Annotated in this window: 14 protein-coding genes; 11 read left to right on the forward strand and 3 right to left on the reverse strand. The window is 73.0% G+C overall.

Going from position 1 to position 21,340, the window contains the following annotated elements; all coding sequences use genetic code 11:
* Positions 1–171 precede the first annotated feature (171 nt).
* The 10 genes from AB0B76_RS12740 to fxsT all read left to right on the forward strand — a co-directional run bounded on the left by AB0B76_RS12740 (position 172) and on the right by fxsT (position 16,784).
* Positions 172–672: a hypothetical protein gene (locus AB0B76_RS12740; RefSeq protein WP_360373971.1), complete on the forward strand. Its 501-nt coding sequence runs from the start codon at positions 172–174 to the stop codon at positions 670–672.
* Positions 673–728: 56 nt separating this feature from the next.
* Positions 729–1,469: an ABC transporter ATP-binding protein gene (locus AB0B76_RS12745; protein WP_360373974.1), complete on the forward strand. Its 741-nt coding sequence runs from the start codon at positions 729–731 to the stop codon at positions 1,467–1,469.
* Between the two features lies 1 nt (position 1,470).
* The gene (locus tag AB0B76_RS12750) at positions 1,471–3,885 is read left to right on the forward strand and encodes an FtsX-like permease family protein (RefSeq protein ID WP_360373977.1); all 2,415 of its coding nucleotides are present in this window, start codon (positions 1,471–1,473) and stop codon (positions 3,883–3,885) included.
* 220 nt (positions 3,886–4,105) lie between these two features.
* Positions 4,106–5,200, forward strand: coding sequence for a sensor histidine kinase (locus AB0B76_RS12755; protein WP_360373980.1), 1,095 nt, complete (start codon positions 4,106–4,108; stop codon positions 5,198–5,200).
* Positions 5,197–5,862 carry a response regulator transcription factor gene (locus AB0B76_RS12760; protein WP_360373982.1) on the forward strand — a complete coding sequence of 222 codons (666 nt, stop codon included), beginning with the start codon at positions 5,197–5,199 and terminating at the stop codon, positions 5,860–5,862. Before AB0B76_RS12755 ends, AB0B76_RS12760 begins: the two co-directional genes overlap by 4 nt.
* A 176-nt stretch (positions 5,863–6,038) precedes the next feature.
* The gene (locus AB0B76_RS12765; RefSeq protein WP_360373984.1) at positions 6,039–9,599 is read left to right on the forward strand and encodes a choice-of-anchor D domain-containing protein; all 3,561 of its coding nucleotides are present in this window, start codon (positions 6,039–6,041) and stop codon (positions 9,597–9,599) included.
* Positions 9,600–9,695: 96 nt separating this feature from the next.
* On the forward strand, positions 9,696–10,232 hold the full coding sequence (locus AB0B76_RS12770) for a sigma-70 family RNA polymerase sigma factor (RefSeq protein ID WP_360373986.1): 537 nt from the start codon (positions 9,696–9,698) through the stop codon (positions 10,230–10,232).
* A gap of 34 nt (positions 10,233–10,266) precedes the next feature.
* Positions 10,267–11,469, forward strand: a complete 1,203-nt coding sequence (locus tag AB0B76_RS12775) for an ROK family protein (protein ID WP_360373988.1) — start codon at positions 10,267–10,269, stop codon at positions 11,467–11,469.
* A 138-nt stretch (positions 11,470–11,607) separates the two neighbouring features.
* Complete coding sequence (locus tag AB0B76_RS12780; protein ID WP_360373990.1) at positions 11,608–12,798, forward strand: TIR-like protein FxsC; 1,191 nt, start codon at positions 11,608–11,610, stop codon at positions 12,796–12,798.
* 8 nt (positions 12,799–12,806) lie between these two features.
* Positions 12,807–16,784 carry an FxSxx-COOH system tetratricopeptide repeat protein gene (fxsT, locus tag AB0B76_RS12785; RefSeq protein WP_360373992.1) on the forward strand — a complete coding sequence of 1,326 codons (3,978 nt, stop codon included), beginning with the start codon at positions 12,807–12,809 and terminating at the stop codon, positions 16,782–16,784.
* Positions 16,785–16,904: 120 nt separating this feature from the next.
* Here fxsT and AB0B76_RS12790 read toward each other — a convergent pair whose 3' ends face one another.
* From AB0B76_RS12790 to AB0B76_RS12800, 3 genes are all read right to left on the reverse strand, one after another.
* On the reverse strand, positions 16,905–17,102 hold the full coding sequence (locus tag AB0B76_RS12790) for a hypothetical protein (protein ID WP_360373994.1): 198 nt from the start codon (positions 17,100–17,102) through the stop codon (positions 16,905–16,907).
* A gap of 253 nt (positions 17,103–17,355) precedes the next feature.
* Positions 17,356–19,113: an HEXXH motif domain-containing protein gene (locus tag AB0B76_RS12795; protein ID WP_360373996.1), complete on the reverse strand. Its 1,758-nt coding sequence runs from the start codon at positions 19,111–19,113 to the stop codon at positions 17,356–17,358.
* Between the two features lie 5 nt (positions 19,114–19,118).
* On the reverse strand, positions 19,119–20,243 hold the full coding sequence (locus AB0B76_RS12800; RefSeq protein ID WP_360373998.1) for an FxsB family cyclophane-forming radical SAM/SPASM peptide maturase: 1,125 nt from the start codon (positions 20,241–20,243) through the stop codon (positions 19,119–19,121).
* A gap of 196 nt (positions 20,244–20,439) precedes the next feature.
* Between AB0B76_RS12800 and AB0B76_RS12805 the strand changes: the two genes are divergently transcribed.
* On the forward strand, positions 20,440–21,327 hold the full coding sequence (locus AB0B76_RS12805) for an alpha/beta hydrolase (protein WP_360374000.1): 888 nt from the start codon (positions 20,440–20,442) through the stop codon (positions 21,325–21,327).
* Positions 21,328–21,340 lie beyond the last annotated feature (13 nt).

A 21,340-nucleotide genomic window follows, 5' to 3' on the forward strand; every position in this document is an offset into this window, starting at 1 on the left:
CCGTCGCGCTCACCCGGCCCGAGCTGCTGCTCTCCGTCACGCCCATCGGGGCCGGGCCCGGGATGGACGGGGCCAAGCACCGCCGGCTGCTGTCCGGGTTCGACGCGACGCTCGCGCTGCAGGGGGCCGCTCGAGGCCCTGGCGGCCGAGCGGGAGGCCGGGCTGCTGCCGGTGGTGCGGCGGCTGCGGCCCGACCTCGGCGAGCAGTACCTCGGCGACCTGGCCCTGCTGTTCGCTGGGCCCTGCACCTGCGCGGCTGTTCGCTGGGCCCTGCACCTGCGCGGCGACCAGGTGCTCGTCGCGGTACCGCGGCCGCTGCACCAGCAGGTCCGCCGGGCCGGCCTGACCGCGGCCGTCGTCGGCGGCGACGCCTCGTTCTTCGAGCTGTGGCCGTCCGGCCGCGACCTCGTCGGGAACAACCAGGTGCTGCCCGGCTGCGCGCTCTTCGTGCACCACGGCGGGTCGGGCAGCTCGATGGCGGCCTCGATGCGCGCGGCCGGCGCCGCCCGGGTCGTGCCGTTCCCGGAGCGCTGCGCGCAGGCCGTGCGCGTCGAGGCCGCCAAGCTGCTCTCCGACGACGGCTACCACGTGCGGGCCGCGGAGCTGGTGGCCGAGATCGCCGCGATGCCGTCGCCGTCCGCCGTCGCCGAGACGATCGCGCGTACTGCTTAGGTAGTACGACCTCGCGCGGACGACGCGGGTCCGCGGCGCGCCTAGCGTCACCGATCGTGACGAGTAGCAGTGGTACCGCGGCCGTCCGGGCCGCCGACGTGGTGAAGGTGTACGGGCGCGGCGACACCGCGGTGCGGGCGCTCGACGGGGTCGGGGTCGAGTTCGCGGCCGGGGAGTTCACCGCCGTGATGGGGCCGTCCGGCTCCGGCAAGTCGACGCTCATGCACTGCCTGGCCGGGCTCGACGCCGTCGACGGCGGCTCGGTGCGCATCGGCGGCACCGAGATCACCGGGCTGTCCGACCGGGCGCTCACCCGGCTGCGGCGCGAGCGGGTCGGGTTCGTGTTCCAGTCGTTCAACCTGCTGCCGACGCTCACCGCGGAGCAGAACATCACGCTGCCGCTCGACCTCGCCGGCCGCAAGCCCGACCCGGGCTGGCTGCGCGAGCTGGTGACCACGCTCGGCCTCGCCGACCGGCTCCGGCACCGGCCCGACGAGCTCTCCGGCGGCCAGCAGCAGCGGGTGGCGTGCGCGCGGGCGCTGCTGAGCCGGCCCGACGTCGTCTTCGCCGACGAGCCGACCGGCAACCTCGACTCGCGCACCGGGGCCGGGCTGCTGGAGTTCCTGCGCCGCAGCGTGCGGGAGCTGGGCCAGACGATCGTCATGGTGACCCACGACCCGGTCGCGGCCGGGCACGCCGACCGGGCGGTGCTGCTCGCCGACGGGCGGATCGTCGACGAGATCCACCGGCCCGACGCGGACTCGGTCCTCGCCGGGCTGCGCCGGCTGGGGGGCTGACGTGCTGCGCACCGCGATCGCCGGGCTGCGGGTCCGGCGCCTCGTACCCACCCTCGTCGCCGTGGTGCTCGCGGTGGCCTTCGTCGCCGGGACGCTCATCTACCGCGACACGGCTCAGGCCGCGCTCTACGACGAGTACGCCCGCGCCGCCCGCGACGTGGGGGCCGCCGTCACCGCCCGCGGCGACGCCCGGCTGGACCCGTCCACTCTGGACCGTACGCGGGCCGACGCCGGCGTGGCCGCGGCCGACGGGCGCCGGGCCGAGCGGCTGCCGCTGCTGGACCGGCGGGGCCGGCTCGTGACCGACCTCGGCGAGCCCGGCTACGGCGTCAACGCCGGCACCGTCGCGCGGCTGCGGCCGTTCGACGTCCACAGTGGACGCCTGCCGGATATGACCGGCGAGGCGGCGCTCGACGCGCGGACCGCCGGGCGCATCGGCGTCGCGGCCGGCGACGAGATCACCGTGATCGACGCGGGGGAGGGGCGGCAGCGGCTGCGCGTGGTCGGCCTCGTCGACGTCACCGGCTTCCGCGGCGGGCGCACCTCCACCGTGGTCGTCACCGACGCCGAGCTGACCCGGCTGACCGGCGCCACCGGCTACCGCGAGGTGGTCGCCGCGCTGCGGCCGGGTGCCGACGCGAACGCCGTGCGCGACCGGCTCGGTGCCGGTTCCGACGCGCGGGCGCGGACCGGCCGGCAGCTGCGCGACGACCTGGCCAAGGCCGCCTCCGGGCAGCTCGGCGGGCTGCTCGTGGGCCTGGGCCTGTTCGCGCTCGTGGCCGTGCTCGTCGCCGGCTTCGTCATCGTCAACACGTTCACCATCCTCATGGCCCAGCGGCTGCGCGAGACCGCGCTGCTGCGCTGCGTCGGGGCCGGGCGCGGGCAGGTGTTCCGGCTCGTGCTCGCCGAGGCGGCGCTCGTCGGCGGGGCCGGCGCGGTGCTCGGCACCGGGCTCGGCGTGCTCGTCGCGCTGACCCTGTCCCGGCTCTCCCCGCTGCTCGGGCTGCCGGCCGGCGGTGTGGTGCTTACCGCGCCGCCGCTGCTGGCCGGGACGGCCCTCGGCCTGCTGGTCACCGTCGGCGCCGCGGTCGCCCCGGCCCTGCGGGCGGCGCGGGTCCGGCCGATGGCGGCGCTGCGGGCCGCGGTGCCGGAGTCCGGCGCATTCCGGCGTACCACGCTGGTGCTGGCCGGGCTCGCCGCGCTGGGCGGCACCGCGCTCACCGCCGCCGGGCTGCGCGGCACCGGCGGGGCGCTCGGGGCGATGGTGCTGGTGATGCTCGGCGGCATCGGCAACTTCGCGGCCCTGCTGCTGCTCATGCCCCGCCTCGTCGGGCCGGTCGTGCGGGCGCTCGGGTGGCTGCCGGGGCGGCTGTTCGGGGTACCGGCGAAGATGGCGGCGGCGAACGCGGCCCGCCACCCGGGGCGGACCGCGGCCACGACGGCGACCCTGCTCATCGGCGTCGCGCTGATGGCCGGCGGCGGGACCGTCGCCGCCACCGCCAACCGGACCGCCGACGCCCAGCTGAACCGGGCGTTCCCGGTCGACTACCTGCTCACCCCGTCGGTGCCGGGCGACCTCGTGCCGGCCGCGGTCGCGGGCGAGGTGCGCGCGGCCGGCTTCCCGGTCGTCGCGCCGGTGCGCCAGGGCCAGGCCGGCGACGTGCTGGTCGGCACCGTCGATCCGCAGGCGTATGCCGTCGCCGCGGGGCTCGGCCCGGGTACCGCCGTCGTGGCCGCCGCCGGCGAGGTCCACGCCACTGCGGGGGAGCGGCTCGACCTCGTCGCCGGGGACCGCCGGCTCACCGTGACCGTCGCCGCGGTCGCGCAGAGCTCCAGCCTCGTCGGCGACGTGGTGCTGTCGGACGCCGACTTCGCCGCGCTGTTCCCCGGCGTCCACGACGACGCGCTCGTGCTCGTCAAGGCCGCCCCCGGGCAGTCCGCGGCGGCCGCCCGGCAGCGCCTCGACGACACCCTCGCCACCCACCCGCTGGTGCAGGTGGCCGACCTGGCCGAGGTGCGCGACGAGCGCAACGCCGAGATCCGCCAGATGGTCGCGATCATCGCCGCCCTGCTCGCGTTCGCGCTGGTCATCGCGGTCATCGGGATCGGCAACACGCTGTCGCTGTCGGTGCTGGAGCGGGCCCGGGAGTCGTGGCTGGTGCGGGCGCTGGGCCTGACCCGCGGGCAGCTGCGCGCCACGCTGCTGACCGAGGCGCTGCTCATGGCCCTGGCCGGGGCGCTCGGCGGGGTGGCGTTCGGGGTGCTGTACGGGTGGCTCACGGCGAAGGCGGCCTTCGGGGCGGTACAGCCGCTGCTGAGCGTGCCCGTGGGCCAGCTGGCCGGGTTCGTGGGCCTCGCGGCTGCCGCGGCCGTGCTCGCCGCGGTCCTGCCGGCCCGGCGCGCCGCCCGTGCTTAGGCCCCGCCCTGCCGGTCATGCCGGCCTGCGCCGGGCCCAGACCCTCGCCCGGGCCGGCCCGGCGCGCTGCGGCGAGCCGGCCCGCCCAAGGCGCTGCGCGCACCCCGCGAAGGCCGGGTTACAACACCGGTAGCCAGGCCTCCGCGGGGCACACGCAGGCGAAATCTGGACTCCGTCGCGGCTCGGCATGACCGACAGGACAGGACCTAATCTGGACAGCGTGAGGGCGAGATTGTTCGACATCGGGGTCACGGCGTGCGTGCTGGCGCTGCTGTACCTCGAGCGCGATCTCGCCCGCCCGCCCGCCGTCGCCGCGATCCTGGCCGCGATGGCGCTCGTGCTGCTGTTCCGGCGGGCCTACCCGGTGCCGGTGGCCGTGGTGGTCTGCGGGCTCGCCCTCGCGCAGCTGGCGGTCCGCCCGGCGGTGCGGATGGTCGACATCGCCGCGCTCATCGCGATGTACTCCGTGGTGAAGTACCAGCCAAGGCTGTTCTGGGGCGGCGTGGCCGGCGCGGGCGCGGGGGTCGGGGTCGTGCTGGCCGCCGCGACCGAGCGGCGCAACAACGGCAACTTCTGGACGGTGTTCGCCGTGCTCGGCGCGATCACCGTCGCCGCCTGGGTGACCGCCTTCTCGGTGCGCACCCGCCGGCTCTACGTGGCCTCCCTCGAGGAGCGGACCGCGACCCTGGAGCGCGAGCGCGACCATCTCGCCCGGCTCACCGCCGCCGACGAGCGAGCCGCCATCGCGCGGGAGCTGCACGACGTCGTCGCCCACAGCCTGAGCGTCATGATCGTGCAGGCGGACGGCGCGGCGTACACCCTCGATCCCGCGGCGACGCAGGCGCGGCAGGCCCTCGACACCATCGCGGCCACCGGCCGGGACGCGCTCACCGACATGCGCCGGGTGCTGTCGGTGCTGCGCGGGCCCTCCGCGGACGATCGGCGCCGGGTGGGCCTCGCCGACGTGGCCGAGCTCGCGGCCGCCTCCGGGCTGCCGCTGCGCGTGCTCGGCGCGGCGGGGCCGCTCGGGGCGGCCGAGGAGCTGACCGCGTACCGGATCGTGCAGGAGTCGATGACGAACACGCTGCGGCACGCGGGCGCCGGGGCGACGCTGACGGTACGGCTGGAGCGCGCCGGCGGCCGGCTGACGATCACGGCCACCGACGACGGCCGCGGGCCCGCGCCGGCCGGCGAGCCCGGGCACGGGCTGGTGGGGATGCGGGAGCGGGTGGCCATGCACGGCGGGACGTTCGCGGCCGGGCCGCTCGACGAGGGCGGGTGGCAGGTGCGGGCCTCGATCCCGGTGTCCGGATGATCCGGCTCTTCGTCGTCGACGACCAGGACCTCGTCCGGGCCGGGTTCCGGATGATCCTGTCCGCCCAGCCCGACATGACCGTCGTGGGGGAGGCCGGCGACGGGGCGGAGGCGCTGCGGCTCCTGCGGGACACCCCGGCCGACGTGGTGGTCATGGACATCCGCATGCCGGTGATGGACGGGGTCGCCGCGACCGCCCGGCTCGCCGCCCGGCCGGACGCGCCCCGGGTACTGGTGCTCACCACCTTCGACACCGACGAGGACGCCTTCGCCGCGCTGCAGGCCGGGGCGAGCGGGTTCCTGCTCAAGAACGCGCCCCCGGCCGACCTGCTCGCCGCGATCCGGGTGGTCGCGGCCGGCGACGCCGTCGTGGCGCCAAGCGTGACCCGGCGCCTGCTGGACCGGTTCGTGGTGCCCGCCCCGGCGCCGGCCCGGGCCCCGGCCGGGACCGGCCGGCTCGACCTGCTCACCGACCGGGAGCGGCAGGTGCTGCTGCTGGTCGCGGAGGGGCTGTCGAACGCGGAGATCGGCGAACGGCTGCGCGTCGCCGAGACGACGGTCAAGACCCACGTCGGGCGGGTGCTGACCAAGCTGGGGCTGCGGGACCGGGTTCAGCTCGTGGTGCTCGCCTACGAGACCGGATTGGTGCGTCCATCGGTCTGAGTCTTGCGAAGATGAGTCTAGATATTGCGCGCTCGTGTCGCTGGCGTTACCGTCCCTCTTGCACCGACCAAACCGCCGACCGGTGCATCCCCCGTTCAGCGCACTGAGTAGAGGCCCCCGCCGCCGCCAACCGGGGGTCCGACCGTGCGCCCGGCCCGTCGAAAGTTGGCACCCCCATGCGCATTCCCAGATTGAGGCCCAGGGCGCGGACCGCGGCCCTCGTCGCCGGCGCCACCCTGGCCGCCGCCGGCGTTGCCGTCTACGTCGCGACCCCGGCCCTCGCGGCCGCGACCGGCGGCGTGGGCGCGACCCTGCCCTACGTCGAGGTACAGGCCGAGAACGCCTCGACCAACGGCACCGTCATCGGCCCCAGCGCGGCATACAACACGCTGCCGGCGGAGGCCTCCTACCGCAAGGCCGTCACGCTGCAGGGCCAGGGCAAGTACGTCGAGTTCACCACCCCGGTGGCGACGAACTCGCTCGTGTTCCGCTACAGCATCCCGGACACCGCGGGCGGCTCGGTCTACACAGCGCCGCTGTCGCTGTACATCAACGGCACGCGCAGCACGAACTTCACCCTGACGAACGCGTACAGCTGGTACTACAGCAGCTACCCGTTCAGCAACCAGCCGGGCAGCAACCCGCACCACTTCTACGACGAGGTCAACCGGCTGTTCCCGACCACCTATCCGGCCGGGACGAAGTTCAAGCTGCAGGTCGACTCCGACTCGACCGCGTCGTCGTACACCGTCGACTTCGCCGACTTCGAGAACGTCGGCGCGGCGCTGGCCCAGCCGTCGGGCTCGGTCTCGATCACCAGCAAGGGGGCCGACCCGACCGGCGTGCAGGACTCGACCGCCGCGATGAACTCGGCGATCGCCTCGGCCGGGGCCGGCGGCACCGTGTGGATCCCCGAGGGCACGTTCAAGATCCTCGGCCACATCGCGGTCAACAACATCACCATCAAGGGCGCCGGCATGTGGCGCTCGCGCACCACCGGTGACCGCATCGGCTTCTACGGCAACTACGCGCCGACGCCGAGCAGCAACGTGCACCTGTCGGACTTCGCCATCTTCGGCAACGTCCAGGAGCGCAACGACTCCGACCAGGTCAACGGCATCGGCGGGGCGATGAGCAACTCCACCGTCGACCGGGTCTGGATCGAGCACACCAAGGTCGGCGCCTGGATGGACGGGCCGTTCGACAAGCTGGTGATGAGCGGGCTGCGGCTGCGCAACTTCACCGCCGACGGCGTGAACTTCCACAACGGCGTCACCAACTCGCGGGTCACCAACAGCGACGTGCGCAACGCCGGCGACGACGGCCTGGCCACCTGGGCCGAGCAGAACGCCGACGCGAACGACTCGTTCGACCACAACACGGTGCAGTACCCGATCCTGGCCAACGGCATCGCGATCTACGGCGGCCACGACAACTTCGTGACCGACAACCGGGTCGTCGACGCCGGCCTCACCCAGGGCGGTGGCATCCACGTCGCGCAGCGCTTCGCCTCCACGACGCTGGGCCGCACCGACGTGCTGCGCAACACGATCATCCGCTCCGGCAGCCTCGACCCGAACTGGCAGTTCGGCGTCGGCGCGCTGTGGTTCGACGCCCGCGACGGCGTGATGAACGGCCTGACCAACGTCGACGACATCCTGATCCAGCAGAGCCCGTTCGAGGCCATCCAGTTCGTCTCCGGCTCGAACATCTCCAACGTGAAGATCAACAACGCGACCATCCAGAACACCGGCACCTGGGCGATCCAGGAGCAGGTCGGCGGGGCCGCGACGATCAGCAACTCCACCGCCACCGGCGTACAGGCCCCGGCCGCGATCTACAACTGCGGCGTCGGCTTCACGCTCACCGACGGCGGCGGCAACAGCGGCCTGTCCACCACCGCGTGCTCGAACCTGCAGACCCCGACCTTCCCGCCGTACCTGCCCGACAACGGCTCGAGCATCAACATCAGCCCGGCCGCGGTCGGCTTCGGCTCGGTCGTCACCGGCTCGACCAGCGCCGCCCAGGCGGTCACGGTCACCAACTCCGGCAGCGGCGCGGCCCCGGTCGGCACCATCGCGGTCAGCGGCGACTTCGCGCAGACCAACAACTGCGGCAGCAGCATCGCCGCCGGCGCGTCCTGCACCGTGAGCGTCACGTTCCACCCGGCGGCGGCGGGCTCGCGCACCGGTACCCTCACCGTCACCGCGTCGGGCATCACCAACACCGTGCCCCTGTCCGGCACCGGTGTCGCCCCCGGCCCGATCGTGAACGCCAACCCGGGCAGCCTGAGCTTCGGCGGTACCGTCGTGGGCACCTCCGCGGCCGCCCAGACGGTCACCCTCGACAACTCGGGCACCACCGCGGCCACCGTCTCCGGCATCGCGACCTCCGGTGACTTCAGCCAGACCAACACCTGCGGCAGCAGCATCGCCGTGGGCGCGTCCTGCATCGTGACCGTCAAGTTCACCCCGACGGCCTCGGGCTCGCGCACCGGTTCGCTGACCGTCACCAGCAGCGCCAACAACAGCCCGACCGTCGTGGGCCTGACCGGCTCCGGCATCGGCACCGACACCAACATCGCGCTGAACAAGACCGTCACCGCCAGCAGCCAGGTCAACGGCACGCAGGCGCCGAGCACCGCCACCGACGGCAACGCGGCCACCTATTGGGAGAGCAACAACAACGCCTTCCCGCAGTGGGTGCAGGTCGACCTCGGCGCGACCAGCAGCATCGGCAAGGTCACGCTGAAGCTGCCGCCGGACACCGCCTGGGCCACGCGCACGCAGACGCTGTCGATCACCGGCAGCACCGACGGCACCAACTTCAGCACCCTGTCGGCCTCGGCCGGGCGCACCTTCAACCCGGCCTCGGGCAACACGGTCGCCGTCACGGTGCCGGCGACGAACGTCCGCTACGTGCGGGTGAACGTCACCGCCAACACCGGCTGGCCGGCCGCGCAGCTGTCGGAGCTCGAGGTGTACCCCAGCGGCGGCGGCACGCCCAACGCGCCCGTGCTCAGCGCGTCGCCGGCCTCGCTGACGTACGCCTCGCAGGCGCTCAACACCACCAGCGCCGCGCAGTCGGTCACGATCACGAACACCGGCACCGCGGCGGCCTCGGTCTCCGGGGTCAGCGTCTCGGGTGACTTCGCCCAGACCAACAACTGCGGCTCGATCGCCGTCGGCGCCTCGTGCTCCGTCAGCGTGACCTTCCGCCCGACGGCCTCGGGCACCCGCAGCGGCACGCTCACGGTCACCAGCAACGCCAACAACAGCCCGACGACCGTCGCGCTGAGCGGCACCGGCGCCGGCGGCACCACGCCGACGGACCTGGCCGCGGGCAAGGCGACCGCCGAGTCCGGCCACAACGACGTGTACCCCTCGGGCAACGTCGTCGACAACAACCAGAACACCTACTGGGAGAGCGTCAACAACGCCTTCCCGCAGTGGGTGCAGGTCGACCTCGGCTCGGCGCAGAGCGCGTCGCGGGTCGTGCTGCAGCTGCCGGCCGGGTGGGGCGCGCGCACCCAGCGCATCCAGCTCCAGGGCAGCACCAACGGCTCGTCGTTCACGGAGCTCAAGGCGGCGGCGGACTACAGCTTCACGCCGGGCGCCAACAACACCGTGACGATCACGTTCACGGCGAGCACGCAGCGGTACTTCCGCCTCACCTTCACGTCGAACACGGGCTGGCCGGCCGGGCAGCTCTCCACCTTCCAGGTGTGGAACGTCTGAGGTTTCTCCCTTCGAGGCGGCGTCACCGGGGCCTGCGGGCTCCGGTGGCGCCGCCTCCGTGTCGCATGGAACCGTTCCGCCCGTCGCGGCCTTTGTGTGGCTGACGGCGACGAGAAGCCACCCGGCCGGCGCCGGAGCGCCTACCCGCGACGGCGAGCCCGGTCGGCGCGACGCCGCCGACGCCCCGGCTGGTCGACGGCAACATCGTGGCCGGCCGGGTCGTCGTCCCGGTCCCCGTGGGCTGGCGGGTGGTCCCGCCCTGAGGCTTACATGCGGCGCGTGATGACCCGCGCGGCCTGGCGGGCCGGCCGGCGCCTCCGGCGCGAGGTCCCCGCGGCCACCCTTCCCGAGCCGTCGCCGGCCGACCCGTACGACGGCCTCGACACCGCCCACCTCGTCCTCGCCGCGCTGCGCCGCCTGGCGCCCCGCCAGCGAACAGTGCTGCTGCTGCGGTACTGGACCGGCCTGTCCGAACGCGAAATCGCCAACGAGCTGGGCTGCTCGGCAGGCACGGTCAAGAGCCGCGCCAGCCGGGCCATCGCGGCGCTCGGCGCCGGCGGGCCGCTCGCCCGGGCCTTCGGCCCCGCCGGACGCCTGGCGTCCTCGCGGGGGACGGGTTCGGTGAACCCTTGACATAACTATTGACGGCCCTGAAGGATTACGCGCCGTGGCGGCGCAGCAGACGCATCCCCGCGACCTGTGGCGGCGCCTGAGCGGCACCGCCCGCCGGGTCGCCGAGACGCTGCGCCTGTACGGCCCCCGCACCCGGGCCGAGCTGGTCACCCTGAGCGGCCTTTCCCGCCCCACCGTCTCGGCCGTGCTCACCGACCTCGGCGGCGCCGGGCTCGTCAGCGAGAAGGTCGGCGCCGCGGCCCGCCCCGTCGGCGGCCGCCCCGCCTCCGTGGTGCAGCTGACCCGCCGCGCCGGCATCGCCGTCGGCGCCGACATCGGCCGCCGCCACGTGCGCGTCGCGGTCGCCGACCTCGGGCACGCGGTTATCGCCGAGCGCGGCTCCCGCACCGACTTCGACATCGACGACCGCCCGGCCGACGCCCTCGAGCTGGCCGTCGGCCTGATCGACGCCGCACTCGGCGACATCGGGGCCACCCGCGACGACGTGGTCGGCGTCGGCCTCGGCGTGCCCGCGCCGATCACCCGCGACTGGCGCATCGGCTCGCCGCCGATGCTGCCCGGCTGGGCCGACCTGCGCCCGGCGGACGAGCTCAACGCGCGGCTCGGACTGCCCGTGCGGGTGGACAACGACGCGAACCTGGCCGCCCTCGGCGAGTACGTCTGGGGCGCCGGCCGCGGCTGCACCGACCTCGTCTACGTCAAGCTCGCCACCGGCATCGGCGCCGGCATAGTGCTGGACGGCCGGCTGTACCGCGGCGCCGCCGGCACCGCCGGCGAGCTCGGCCACGTAACCCTTGACGCGCGCGGCGCGGTGTGCCGGTGCGGCAACCGCGGCTGCGTCGAGCTCGCCGTCGGCGGCCGTGCCCTGCTCGCCAACGCCCGCCAGAGCCACCCGGAGCTGCACGACCTCGGCGGCCTCATCGCCTACGCGCACGCCGGCGACCCCGGCTGCCGCCGCCTCATCATCGACGCGGGCACGCAGCTGGGCTACGCCCTGGGCAACCTCGTCAACCTCATCAACCCGCAGCGGGTGCTGCTCGGCGACGAACTGGGCGCCGCGACCGACCTGCTGCGCGCCCCGCTGCAGCGCGGCCTGGCCGAGACCGCCCTCGCCGCCGCGGCGGACGCGGTGGAGGTCGTGCAGAGCGTACTGACCCCACGGGCGGCGGCCCTGGGCGCGGTGGCGCTGGCCCTGGGCATCGATACGGTGCCCTTCGCCACCGCCGACCAGGCCTGAGAAACGCGGAACGCCTCGCCGGTTAGGACGATTGCGCGTCACCCCCGTCGCCATCTCGGATCGGCGGGGGTGTTTGCGCGCATGTTGATCTATATACTGAGGCCCCAGGGGGTCGGATCGGCATGCCGCGGAGGACGAGTGCTGTACTTTTTCCTCAGCTACGCCCGCGGTCCCGACGACCCATACATCAGGCGCTTCTACGACGATCTCTGCAACGAAGTGCGGGCGCACGCCGGGCTCGACCAGACCGATGAGGTCGGATTCTTCGACATTCACAATATCGAGCTGGGCGACCACTGGCCGCAGGCGCTGGTCGACGCGATCGCGAAATGCTCGTGCTTCCTGGCGCTGTACTCCCCGGCGTATTTCCTGAGCCGGCCCTGCGGCAGGGAATGGACGCTGTTCGCGCAGCGGTCGGCCGGGGGCGGCAACCCGCGGGTGCAGGGACTGGTGCCGGTCGTCTGGCTGCCGCCGAAGGAACTGCCCGAGGTGGCGCAGTCCATCCATTACGGCATCGACGTGCAGGAGGCGGCCTACCACCAGCACGGGCTGCGTCAGATGCTGCGATTACACAGCCTCCACGACCCGTACTACGTGTTTCTGAACGCGATCGCGACGCATATCGTCGCCGTGGCGGGGTCGGACCAGGCGCCGCCGTCGGGCCTCTCGGAGCAGGACTTCGCGCGGCTGGACAGCGCCTTCCACCCGCCCGGCCCCGGCGCCGTCTCCGGCTCGGCCGACACGCTGCACTTCGTCGTCGCCGCACCGACCCGGGCCGAGGCCGAGGCCATTGCGCGCGACGGCAGCTTCTACGGCACCGACCCGCTGCACTGGTCGCCGTTCGGGCCCGGCCGGCCGCTGCGGGACTATGCCCAGAAGGTCGCCTCCGAGTACGGGTTCGAGGCGACGTTCGCCGGGCTGGACCAGCTGACCGAACGGATCAAGACGGCGCGGCAGCGCAACCACATCGTCGTGCTGCTCGTGGACCCGTGGTGCGTCGACGTCGCCGCGCACCGCGACCTGCTGCGGGACTACGACCGCCAGCGCGAGCAGGTCTCGGCGATGCTGGTCGTGATGAGCCCGGTCGACGCGCAGACCGAGGCCAACAGCGGCCGCCTCGCGGATCTCATGAGCGAGGTCCTCGGCAGCAGCGAGCGCCGCCTCGGCCAGATCATGTCCCGCCGCAGCATCATCACCGGGCCGTCGTTCGAGGCCGACCTCGCGGTCGTCCTGGCCGAGGCGCGCAACCGGCTCGTCGTCGACGGCCAGATCTCCCGCCGGCCGCCACCCGGCAAGTACCCCCCGCGCCCGATGCTCGAAGGACCGTAGGAGGCACGATGACTGCGACTGAAGAGACGGCGGCGTCCGGCCGGATCGTGACCTTCTATTCGTACAAGGGCGGCTCCGGACGCACGATGACGCTGGCGAACGTGGCCTGGATCCTCGCCAGCAGCGGCAAGCGGGTGCTGGTCGTCGACTGGGACCTGGAGTCGCCCGGCCTGCACCGGTACTTCCACCCGTTCCTGCTCGACAAGGACCTGCGCAACTCCACGGGCGTCATCGAGATGCTCACCGGCTTCGTCACCGCCGCGATGCGGCCCGACCGCGCCGACGACGAGGGCTGGATCGACGCGCAGGCCCGGGTGCGCAACCACGCGGTGTCGCTGGAGTGGCATTCGTTCCCCGGCAAGGGCGGCGTCGATTTACTGCCGTCGGGGCGACAGAACCACGCGTACGCCGCGAGCGTCGGCACGTTCGACTGGCCCAGGTTCTACGACCGGCTCCAGGGCACGGCGTTCATCGACGCCATGGCGCGCGACATGCGCCAGCACTACGACTACGTGCTCGTCGACAGCCGGACCGGCCTGAGCGACGCGGCCGGCGTGTGCACGGTGCTGCTGCCCGACGTCGTGGTCAACTGCTTCACACTGAGCATCCAAAGCATCGACGGCGCCGTCGCGGTGAGCGAGTCGATCCGCAACCAGCGCCCGGACCGCCCGCTGCGGTTCGTGCCGGCGCTGATGCGAGTGGAGGACGCGGAGCAGGTGAAGCTGGAGATCGGCCGGGACCACGCCCGCCGGCGCTTCCGCTCGTTCCTGGAGCACCGCAACCTGGACGAGGCGAACCGGTACTGGGGCGACGTCGAGATCCCGTACAAGCCGTTCTTCGCCTACGAGGAGATCCTCGCGACCTTCGCCGAGCGCCCGCGCCTGGAGACCTCCCTGCTGGCCGCCTACGAGCGGCTGGCCGGCGTGCTGACCGACGGCGACGTGCGGGAGATGCCGGCCATCGAGGAGTCGGAGCGGCGGCAGTGGCTGGCGAAGTTCGAGCGCCCCCGGCCGAGCAGCACCTCCGACGTGCTCATCAGCTACGCCGCGGTGGACCGGATGTGGGCGGAGTGGATCCAGTACCGGCTGCTCGAGGTCGACATGCGGGTGACCCTGCTGGACATCGACTCGGTCACGGGCCCGAACTTCGCGACGGAGGTGGAGCGCGGCCTCGCCAAGGCCGGGCGCACCCTGGTGCTGCTGTCCAAGGACTACGTCTCCTCGCCGCAGGCCGTGCCGCTGTGGCAGCTGCTGGAAAGCCGGACGGCGGCCGGGATGCCCCCGCCGGCGCCGATCCGCCTCGACGGCACCCGCATCGCGCCGCCGTTCACCGAGCGCCTGCCCGTGGATCTGGCCGGCGTGCCGCAGGACCGCGCCCACGAGGCGGTGCTCGGCGCGGTCGGGGCGACCGGGGACTCCGTCGGCCGGTCCGCCGCGACCGACGTCGGCACGGGTCCCCGCTTTCCGGGCGCGCTGCCGCCGATCTGGAACGTGCCGCAGCGCAACGCCGCCTTCACCGGTCGCCGCGACACCCTGGACCAGCTGCGCGACCGGCTGTCGGCCAACATCACCGTGGTTGTGCCCCAGGCCCTCTACGGCCTCGGCGGGGTCGGCAAGACGCAGGTCGCGATCGAGTACGCGTACCGGTTCGCCGCCGACTACGACCTCGTCTGGTGGATCTCCGCCGAGCAGGTCGCCCAGGTCCGCTCGTCGCTGGGCGATCTGTGGGGCCGGCTCGCCGAGAAGCTCAACCTGCAGCAGGAGGCCGACTCCCCGGAGAGCGTGCGGCTGGTCCGGGAGGCGCTGCGCCATGGACGCTTCTCGCCGCGCTGGCTGCTGATCTTCGACAACGTCGGTGAGCCGGAGACGATCCGGGAGTTCCTGCCCCAGGGCCCCGGGCACGTCCTGCTCACCTCCCGCAACCAGGAGTGGGCGCCGCAGGACGCGGAGGTCGTGGAGATCGACACGTTCACCCGGGCCGAGAGCGTCACGCTGCTGACCCGCCGCGTTGCCGGGCTGCCCGCGGCCGCCGCCGAGGCCGTCGCGGCCCGGCTCGGCGACCTGCCGCTGGCGATCGAGCAGGCGGCGGCGTGGCTGTCGGAGACGGGCATGCCGGTGGAGCGCTATCTCGAGCTGCTCGACACGCACCCCCTGCGCGTCCTGTCCGAGAACGCGCCGGTCGGCTACGAGCGCACCACGACGGCCACGTTCCAGCTGTCGCTCGACCAGCTGCGCAAGCAGTCCCCGGCCGCGGCCAAGCTGCTGGAGATCTGCGCCTTCTTCGCGCCCGAACCGATTCCGACCGGGCTGCTGTACACCCCGGGCTTCACCGAGCCGCTGCTGCGCTATGACCCGGCGCTGCACGACTCGATCCGGCGGGGCCAGCTGATCCGCCGGATCGGCCGGTACGCCCTGGCCTCCGTCGACACCGGGCAGACGGTGATCCAGATCCACCGGCTCATGCAGGACGTCATCCGGGGCAGCCTGACCGAGGCGGAGCGCGAGGAGAACCGCCGCCACGTCCACCGGGTGCTGGCCACCGCCGAGCGCACCGAGCCCGACGAGCTGAAGGGCTGGCCCACCTACGCCCGGCTGCTGCCCCACGTCCGTGGCTCCCAGGCCCAGCACTCGCCGGAAGGGGCGGTCCGCCTGTTCGTCGCGGACGTGGTGCGGTACCTGTGGTTCCGGGGCGACTTCCCCAGCAGCCAGGAGCTCGCCGAGGAGACCGTCGCGATCTGGCGGGCCGATCCGGCTATCGGCGAGGACCCCATCACGCTGCTGGTCGACTTCCACCTGGGCAACGCACTGCGTTCGCAGGCCGAGTACGACCGGGCCCTGGCGATCGACAGCCGGGCCCTGGAGCTGCTCAAGGAGAAGGTCGAGGACCGCGACGACCCCTACATCGTCATGGTCGCCGGCGGCCTCGCCGCCGACCTGCGCGCCCTGGGCCGCTACGACGAGGCGAAGGTGCTGGCCGAGGACACGTACAAGCGGGCGAAGCGCACGTTCGGTGACGAGCACGACAAGACCCTGCTGGCCGAGAACAACCTGGCGGTCTCCCTGCGGCTGGTCGGGGACTTCGCGGGCGCGGCCGACCTCGACGAGGACCAGCTCACCCGCCGCCGGAACAACAGCAGCTTCGGCAAGGAGCACCCCCACACGCTGCTCGCGGCGAACAATTTCGCGCACGACCTGCGGGCGCTCGGGCGCTTCGCGATGTCACGGCAGGTGCTGGACGACATCCTGCCGATCTACCGGAGGGCCTTCGGCGACTCGTCGGCGCCGACGCTGCGCGCGGCAAAGAACCTGGCCGTGACCCTCCGCAAGCTCGGCGAGGTCCACGCGGCGCAGCAGCTGACCGCCGACACCCTGCAGCGTTACCGCGAGCTTCACGGCGAGGACCATCCGGACACCCTGTCCTGCCTGATGAACGCTGCCTTCGAGGAGTCGGCGCAGTACCGCAACGAGGAGGCCGAGCGCATCGCCCGCCAGGTTCTGGCCGGTTACGAGCGCCTCGCCCACCTCTTCGACGAGCGCCACCCGTTCCGCGTGGCCGCGCTCAACAATCTGGCGATCTTCGTGCGGATCAACGGCCGGCTCGCCGAGGCCCGGGAGCTCTCGGAGCAGGCGTCCCGCCTCTTCGAGGAGGCGCTCGGCCCGAGGCACCCCTACACCCTGTCCAGCCGGATCAACCTCGCCAACGTCGTGTTCGACGAGGATGACCTGCTCGGCGCCCGGAACATCGACGAGAACGTCTGGGACGGGCTGAAGGAGGTGCTGGGCGCCGACAACCCGGACACCCTGGCCGCGGCCTGGAACCTGGTGGTGTCGCGCCGGGCGACCGGCGACGAGGCGAGCGGCGACCAGCTCTTCGCGACCACGCTCGCGCGTAGCGCGGAGACGCTCGGCCCCGCGCACCCCAACACCGTGGCGCTGCAGGAGGGGCGTCGCCGGCTCAACTGCGACATCTCGCCGCCGCCGACGTAGCCGGACCGGGCCGGGGCCGCGACCGCGGCCCCGGCCGGGTGTTCGCGGCCGGAAACGACCGACGCCCGGCGAGACCGCAGGGTGCGCGGTATCGGCCGGGCGGCTCGGGTCGGGGGTCGGTCAGAGGGCGGAGCCGAACGCGGAGACCGTAAGCAGGTCACGCTCGCGCGGATCGAACAGCCGCTTCATCACGACGTTCAGCGTGGTTCGCTCCGGGCCCTCGGGCTCGGACAGCAATGTCGCCAGCGGTGCCGACGCGAGATCCAGCAACGGAGCCTGGATCGAGGCCGGCACGGCCGCGTCGGCCGCCTTCTGCATGCTTCACCTCAGGTGAGAAAAGTGTGTGTTGGAGAGTCGTGGTTTTGCGAAACCGTCGGCAGGGGGCCAGGATCGGTCACGCGGTGTGAAGCCACCATCAAGACTGGCCGACGACCGGGCACGGCACGTCACCGTGCTGGGATGAGCACCCGCTACTACGGATGTTGCGGATGTCGACATCGCCGGCTCTCCGCCAGGGCAAAATCCACGCCTTGCAGTATGGCACAAGAGCTCTTCGGAATTGGTCCCGAGCTCATAACTTACCGGCGAGTCGCATCACCTGACTTGCGGCGCCGGCATTGTTGTCGTGCTGCATCTTCTGGACGACATTGCGCAGCAGCTCAGGGCGGGTCCGAAGGATCCGCGTGGCCGGATCGCTCGAATCCGGACCGTTCCGCCGCTCGGCGGTGAGGGTGCGGGCCACCGCGAGGCCGATCCAGGCGTCGTCGTCGGCGGCGTCGGCGTCGAGGCGGGCCAGGCAGGCCCGCTCGGCTCCGATTGCGTCGCCGCCGAGCAGCATCATGCCTGCCGAGACGGGATCAGGGCCAGACGGCCTCACCATGTCGGTCCGGCCGTCGAGCCATCGATGCATCTCACCGAGGATCCCGGGCGCGCCGGCTGGTCCGCGGACCGTGCCGGGGCGGATCTCTCCGCGCTCGGCGAACTCGCCGGGGGCGGCACCGAAACGCACGTACCTTAGGAATCGTTCAGTTTCCTCGGCGCTCGCCCGGGCATTGATGAGCAGCCAGCGCACGGCCTGGGCGGTGACAAACAATCGGGTTCGCGAAAGAATTACGGGGTCGATCTGCTCAGCTTCCCAGCCGTCCAGCGTGGCCCGCAGATCGCGCACGAAATTCATACCCGGGTTTGTCAGTTCGGCGCTGTCCGCCAGGGCATCGACGGCGATCTGGTTCATGGCGCGCCAGTACGCGAACTGTGCGGCCGCCCGCCGGGTGTCGGCATCCCGACCGCGTCGTCGTTGCCGCCAATAGTCGGTCACCCCGGCGTGCGCGTAGATGCCCTGCAGCAGCGCCCCGGCCGGGCGGGGATCGAGGCGCCAGGGCGCGTGGAAGACCGCGCCCGCGGTGCGCCGGTGCAGATCGACCAGGTCGAGCAGGGCGCCGAGCTTGGCGTGCATGTGCTCGTGGATCAGCAGCAGGGCCAGATCCGCCGCGGTGTCCGGGATCGACAACCCGACCGAGCCGCACGCGTGCCGTGACGCGGCACTGATCATCGTGCCGTTCTCCGGGGTGGCGAGCGGGACGATCGAGCGAAGGCTGTGCCGGATACCGACGGCGTGGCCGGGGTGCTCCTGCTCGATCAGCTGCCAGGCCTCGACGAGCAGCTTCTCGAGGTGATGCGCGCGGGCCTCGCCGAGGTACGCCAGCGGCGGCGATTCGTAGCAGTGCCGGAACGGATCGAGGTCCTCGACGGCGAGGCGCCAGCCGCCGGCCAGCGGCACCGAACGGCGCGGCTGCCAGCCCGGGCCGTCGAGCTCGACGACGGTGCCCGACGCGCCCGTGAACCGGACGCCGGATGCGGTGGCGCAGACGTGCGCCCGGCCCTCACCCAGCCCGGTCGCGCGGCCGAGCCCCGGCACGCTCGCCGCGCCCTCGAGCGTCGGCAGCTCGATGTCGAAGGGCAGCCCCGCCGCGATCGCCCCGGCGGCCGCATAGGAGGAGAGGTGCCCGAGGAGGTCAGTGAGGTCCTCCGCGGACCCCTCGTCGCGGTCGGCGAGCCGGTGCAGGCACAGCGTCGCCCAGGCGTCGAGGTGCGGATGGGCGAGCACGCCCGCCACGGCGTCGGGTGCGCTCGCCTCGGCCCGGGTGAGCAGCGCGGCCGCGGTGCCCAACGGCCCGGCGTACGGCGTCGGGGCCGCCACCCGCAGCACCATCGCGATCAGGGCCTTGCGCTTGGCCAGCTGGCCGGCGGCGAGCACGGCCATGGCGCCGGCGTCGCCGTATCCGGCGGCGATCCCCCCGAACTGCTCCTGGGTGAGCGAGGCTCGCACCGTGCTCACCGCCCGGCCGCCGCGGCCTGGGCGAGGTCCGCGCGAACGCGGGACGCGATGTGGTTGATGAGCGTCAGCAGGTCGTCGCAGTAGACCGACGGGTTGTCGAAGCCGTTCTCGGCGGAGTACCGGTGCGCGCGGAGCCCGCCACCGCAGACCTGCACCACGGGGCAGGCCTGGCACTTGGCCGAGAGCCGGTACGGCGCGGCGACGGCGAGGTAGTCGAGCAGCTCGTCGAGGCTCTGGCCGCCGACCGTCAGCCCGGTCGCCGGCCCGCCCTCGGTGGTGGTCTTGAGCGCATCGGACTGCTCGTACGATCCGTCGGTCTCGACGGTCACGATCCCCGGCCGCTCGCCGCCGATGGTCTCGGTGTGGCTGGGCCGCCCGAACAGCCGGGCAATGATCGACTCGAACAGACGGATACGGGTGTTCGTCTCGGCCGGCCGGTGGTCGTACCACCGGTCGAACACCTGGATCAGCCAGTTCCCGTAGGCCAGCGGCCGCTCCCGGTCCGGCGGTGGCGTGGTCCAGTTGCCGTGGGGCAGCAGCAGGTCGATGCGCGGTGGCCGGAACGCGAGGAGCGCCTCGAACACCTCGCCGGGGTCGTTGCGCACGTCGATGGTGCACAGGAGGCCGCCGTAGATCCCTGTGTGCGCCGGCTCCATCAACCGTGCGATACCGGCTGAGATCCGGTCGTAGGAGCCCCGCCCGTTCGCGTACCGCCGGTGCCGGTCGGTGGCGGCCGGTCCGCCGTCGACGCTGACCCCGACGCGGACGCCGTACTCGTGGAACAGCTCGAGGAACCGGTCGTCGAGCAGGATGCCGTTGGTCTGGATCGCGAACCGGGTCGCGGGGAATGCGGCGCGGATCTTGCCAAGGGTCGCCGCCAGGACGTCGTGCCCGGCCATCAGGGGTTCCCCGCCGTGCAGGACCACCTCGAGCTCGCGCAGATCATGCCGGCGCGCGTGTTCGTCAATGCGTTCGGCCAGGCGATCCACGGTCGCCGCCGCGATCGTGTTCGGCTGCTCCCGCCAACTCTGATCTATGCTCTCGTACACGTAGCAGTAGTCACAGCTCAGGTTGCAGCGACTGTGCACTTTCAAGATCAGTTGGCGCGTCGGCGAGCCCACGGGGTGTCATCTTCCGCAGAGTTTGAAGTCTTGTCCAGGGATTGGCCAAACATCCCCCGCTGGATTGTGACGCCCACGGACAAGTGCGCCGCCCGGGTCGCCTCACCAATTCTAGGGAGACGGCTTGGAACGCCGTCGATGGGCTCTTAACATTTGTCGCCACAACCCCTACTCGTCACGCGCGGGAGGCCGGCCGGTGCCAGAGCTCGTCACTCCCGGTGGCCGGAGGCTGCAGTACGAGGTGTCGGGCCGGCCCGACGGGCGCCCCGTCGTGCTCCACCACGGCATGCCCGGCAGCGCGAGCGGGCCGAAGCCGCGCCCGAGCGTGCTGTACCGGGCCGGGATCCTGCTGGTCTGCTACTCCCGGCCCGGCTACGGCGACTCGACCCGCGATCCGGGCCGCAGCGTGGCCGATGCGGCCGACGACGTCCGGGCGCTCGCCGACGAGCTCCGGCTGCCCCGCTTCGGGGTGCTGGGCCGCTCCGGCGGCGGCCCGCACGCACTCGCCTGCGCCGCGCTGCTGCGCGACCGGGTCACCCGGGCCGCCGCCCTGGTGAGCTTCGCCCCGCGCGGCGCGGTCGGGCTGGACTGGTACCGCGACATGGCCGCCTCCAACCGGCGGGCCTACTCCGAGGCGAGCGACGGCCGGGACGACCTGCTGGAGGATCACCTGCGGCATCGCACCGACCGGATGACCGACGATCCCGCGTTCCTGCTCGCCGAGCTCGAGCGCGAGATGCCCGGGTCCGACCGGCGCGTCGTGGCCGATCCGGGCATCAAGAGCCAGCTGCTGCAGACCTACGCCGCGGCGGTCCGCGCCGGTGCCGACGGCTGGATCGACGACCTGATGGCGCTCAGCGCCGACTGGGGCTTCGAGCTCGGCGACATCCGGGTGCCCGTCCGGCTCTGGCACGGGGCCGAGGATCGGTTCGCCCCGGCCAGCCACACCCGCTGGCTGGCCGACCACATCGAGCGCGCGAAGTTCGACATCGAGCCCGGCATGGCCCACTTCGACGCCCTGACGGTCATGCTGGACCTGATGAGGTGGGCCGGGGGCGCCGGCGCCGCGCCCGTCGCCGCCTGATCGTGAGCCTGGC

The organism is Dactylosporangium sp. NPDC049140 (assembly GCF_040648435.1).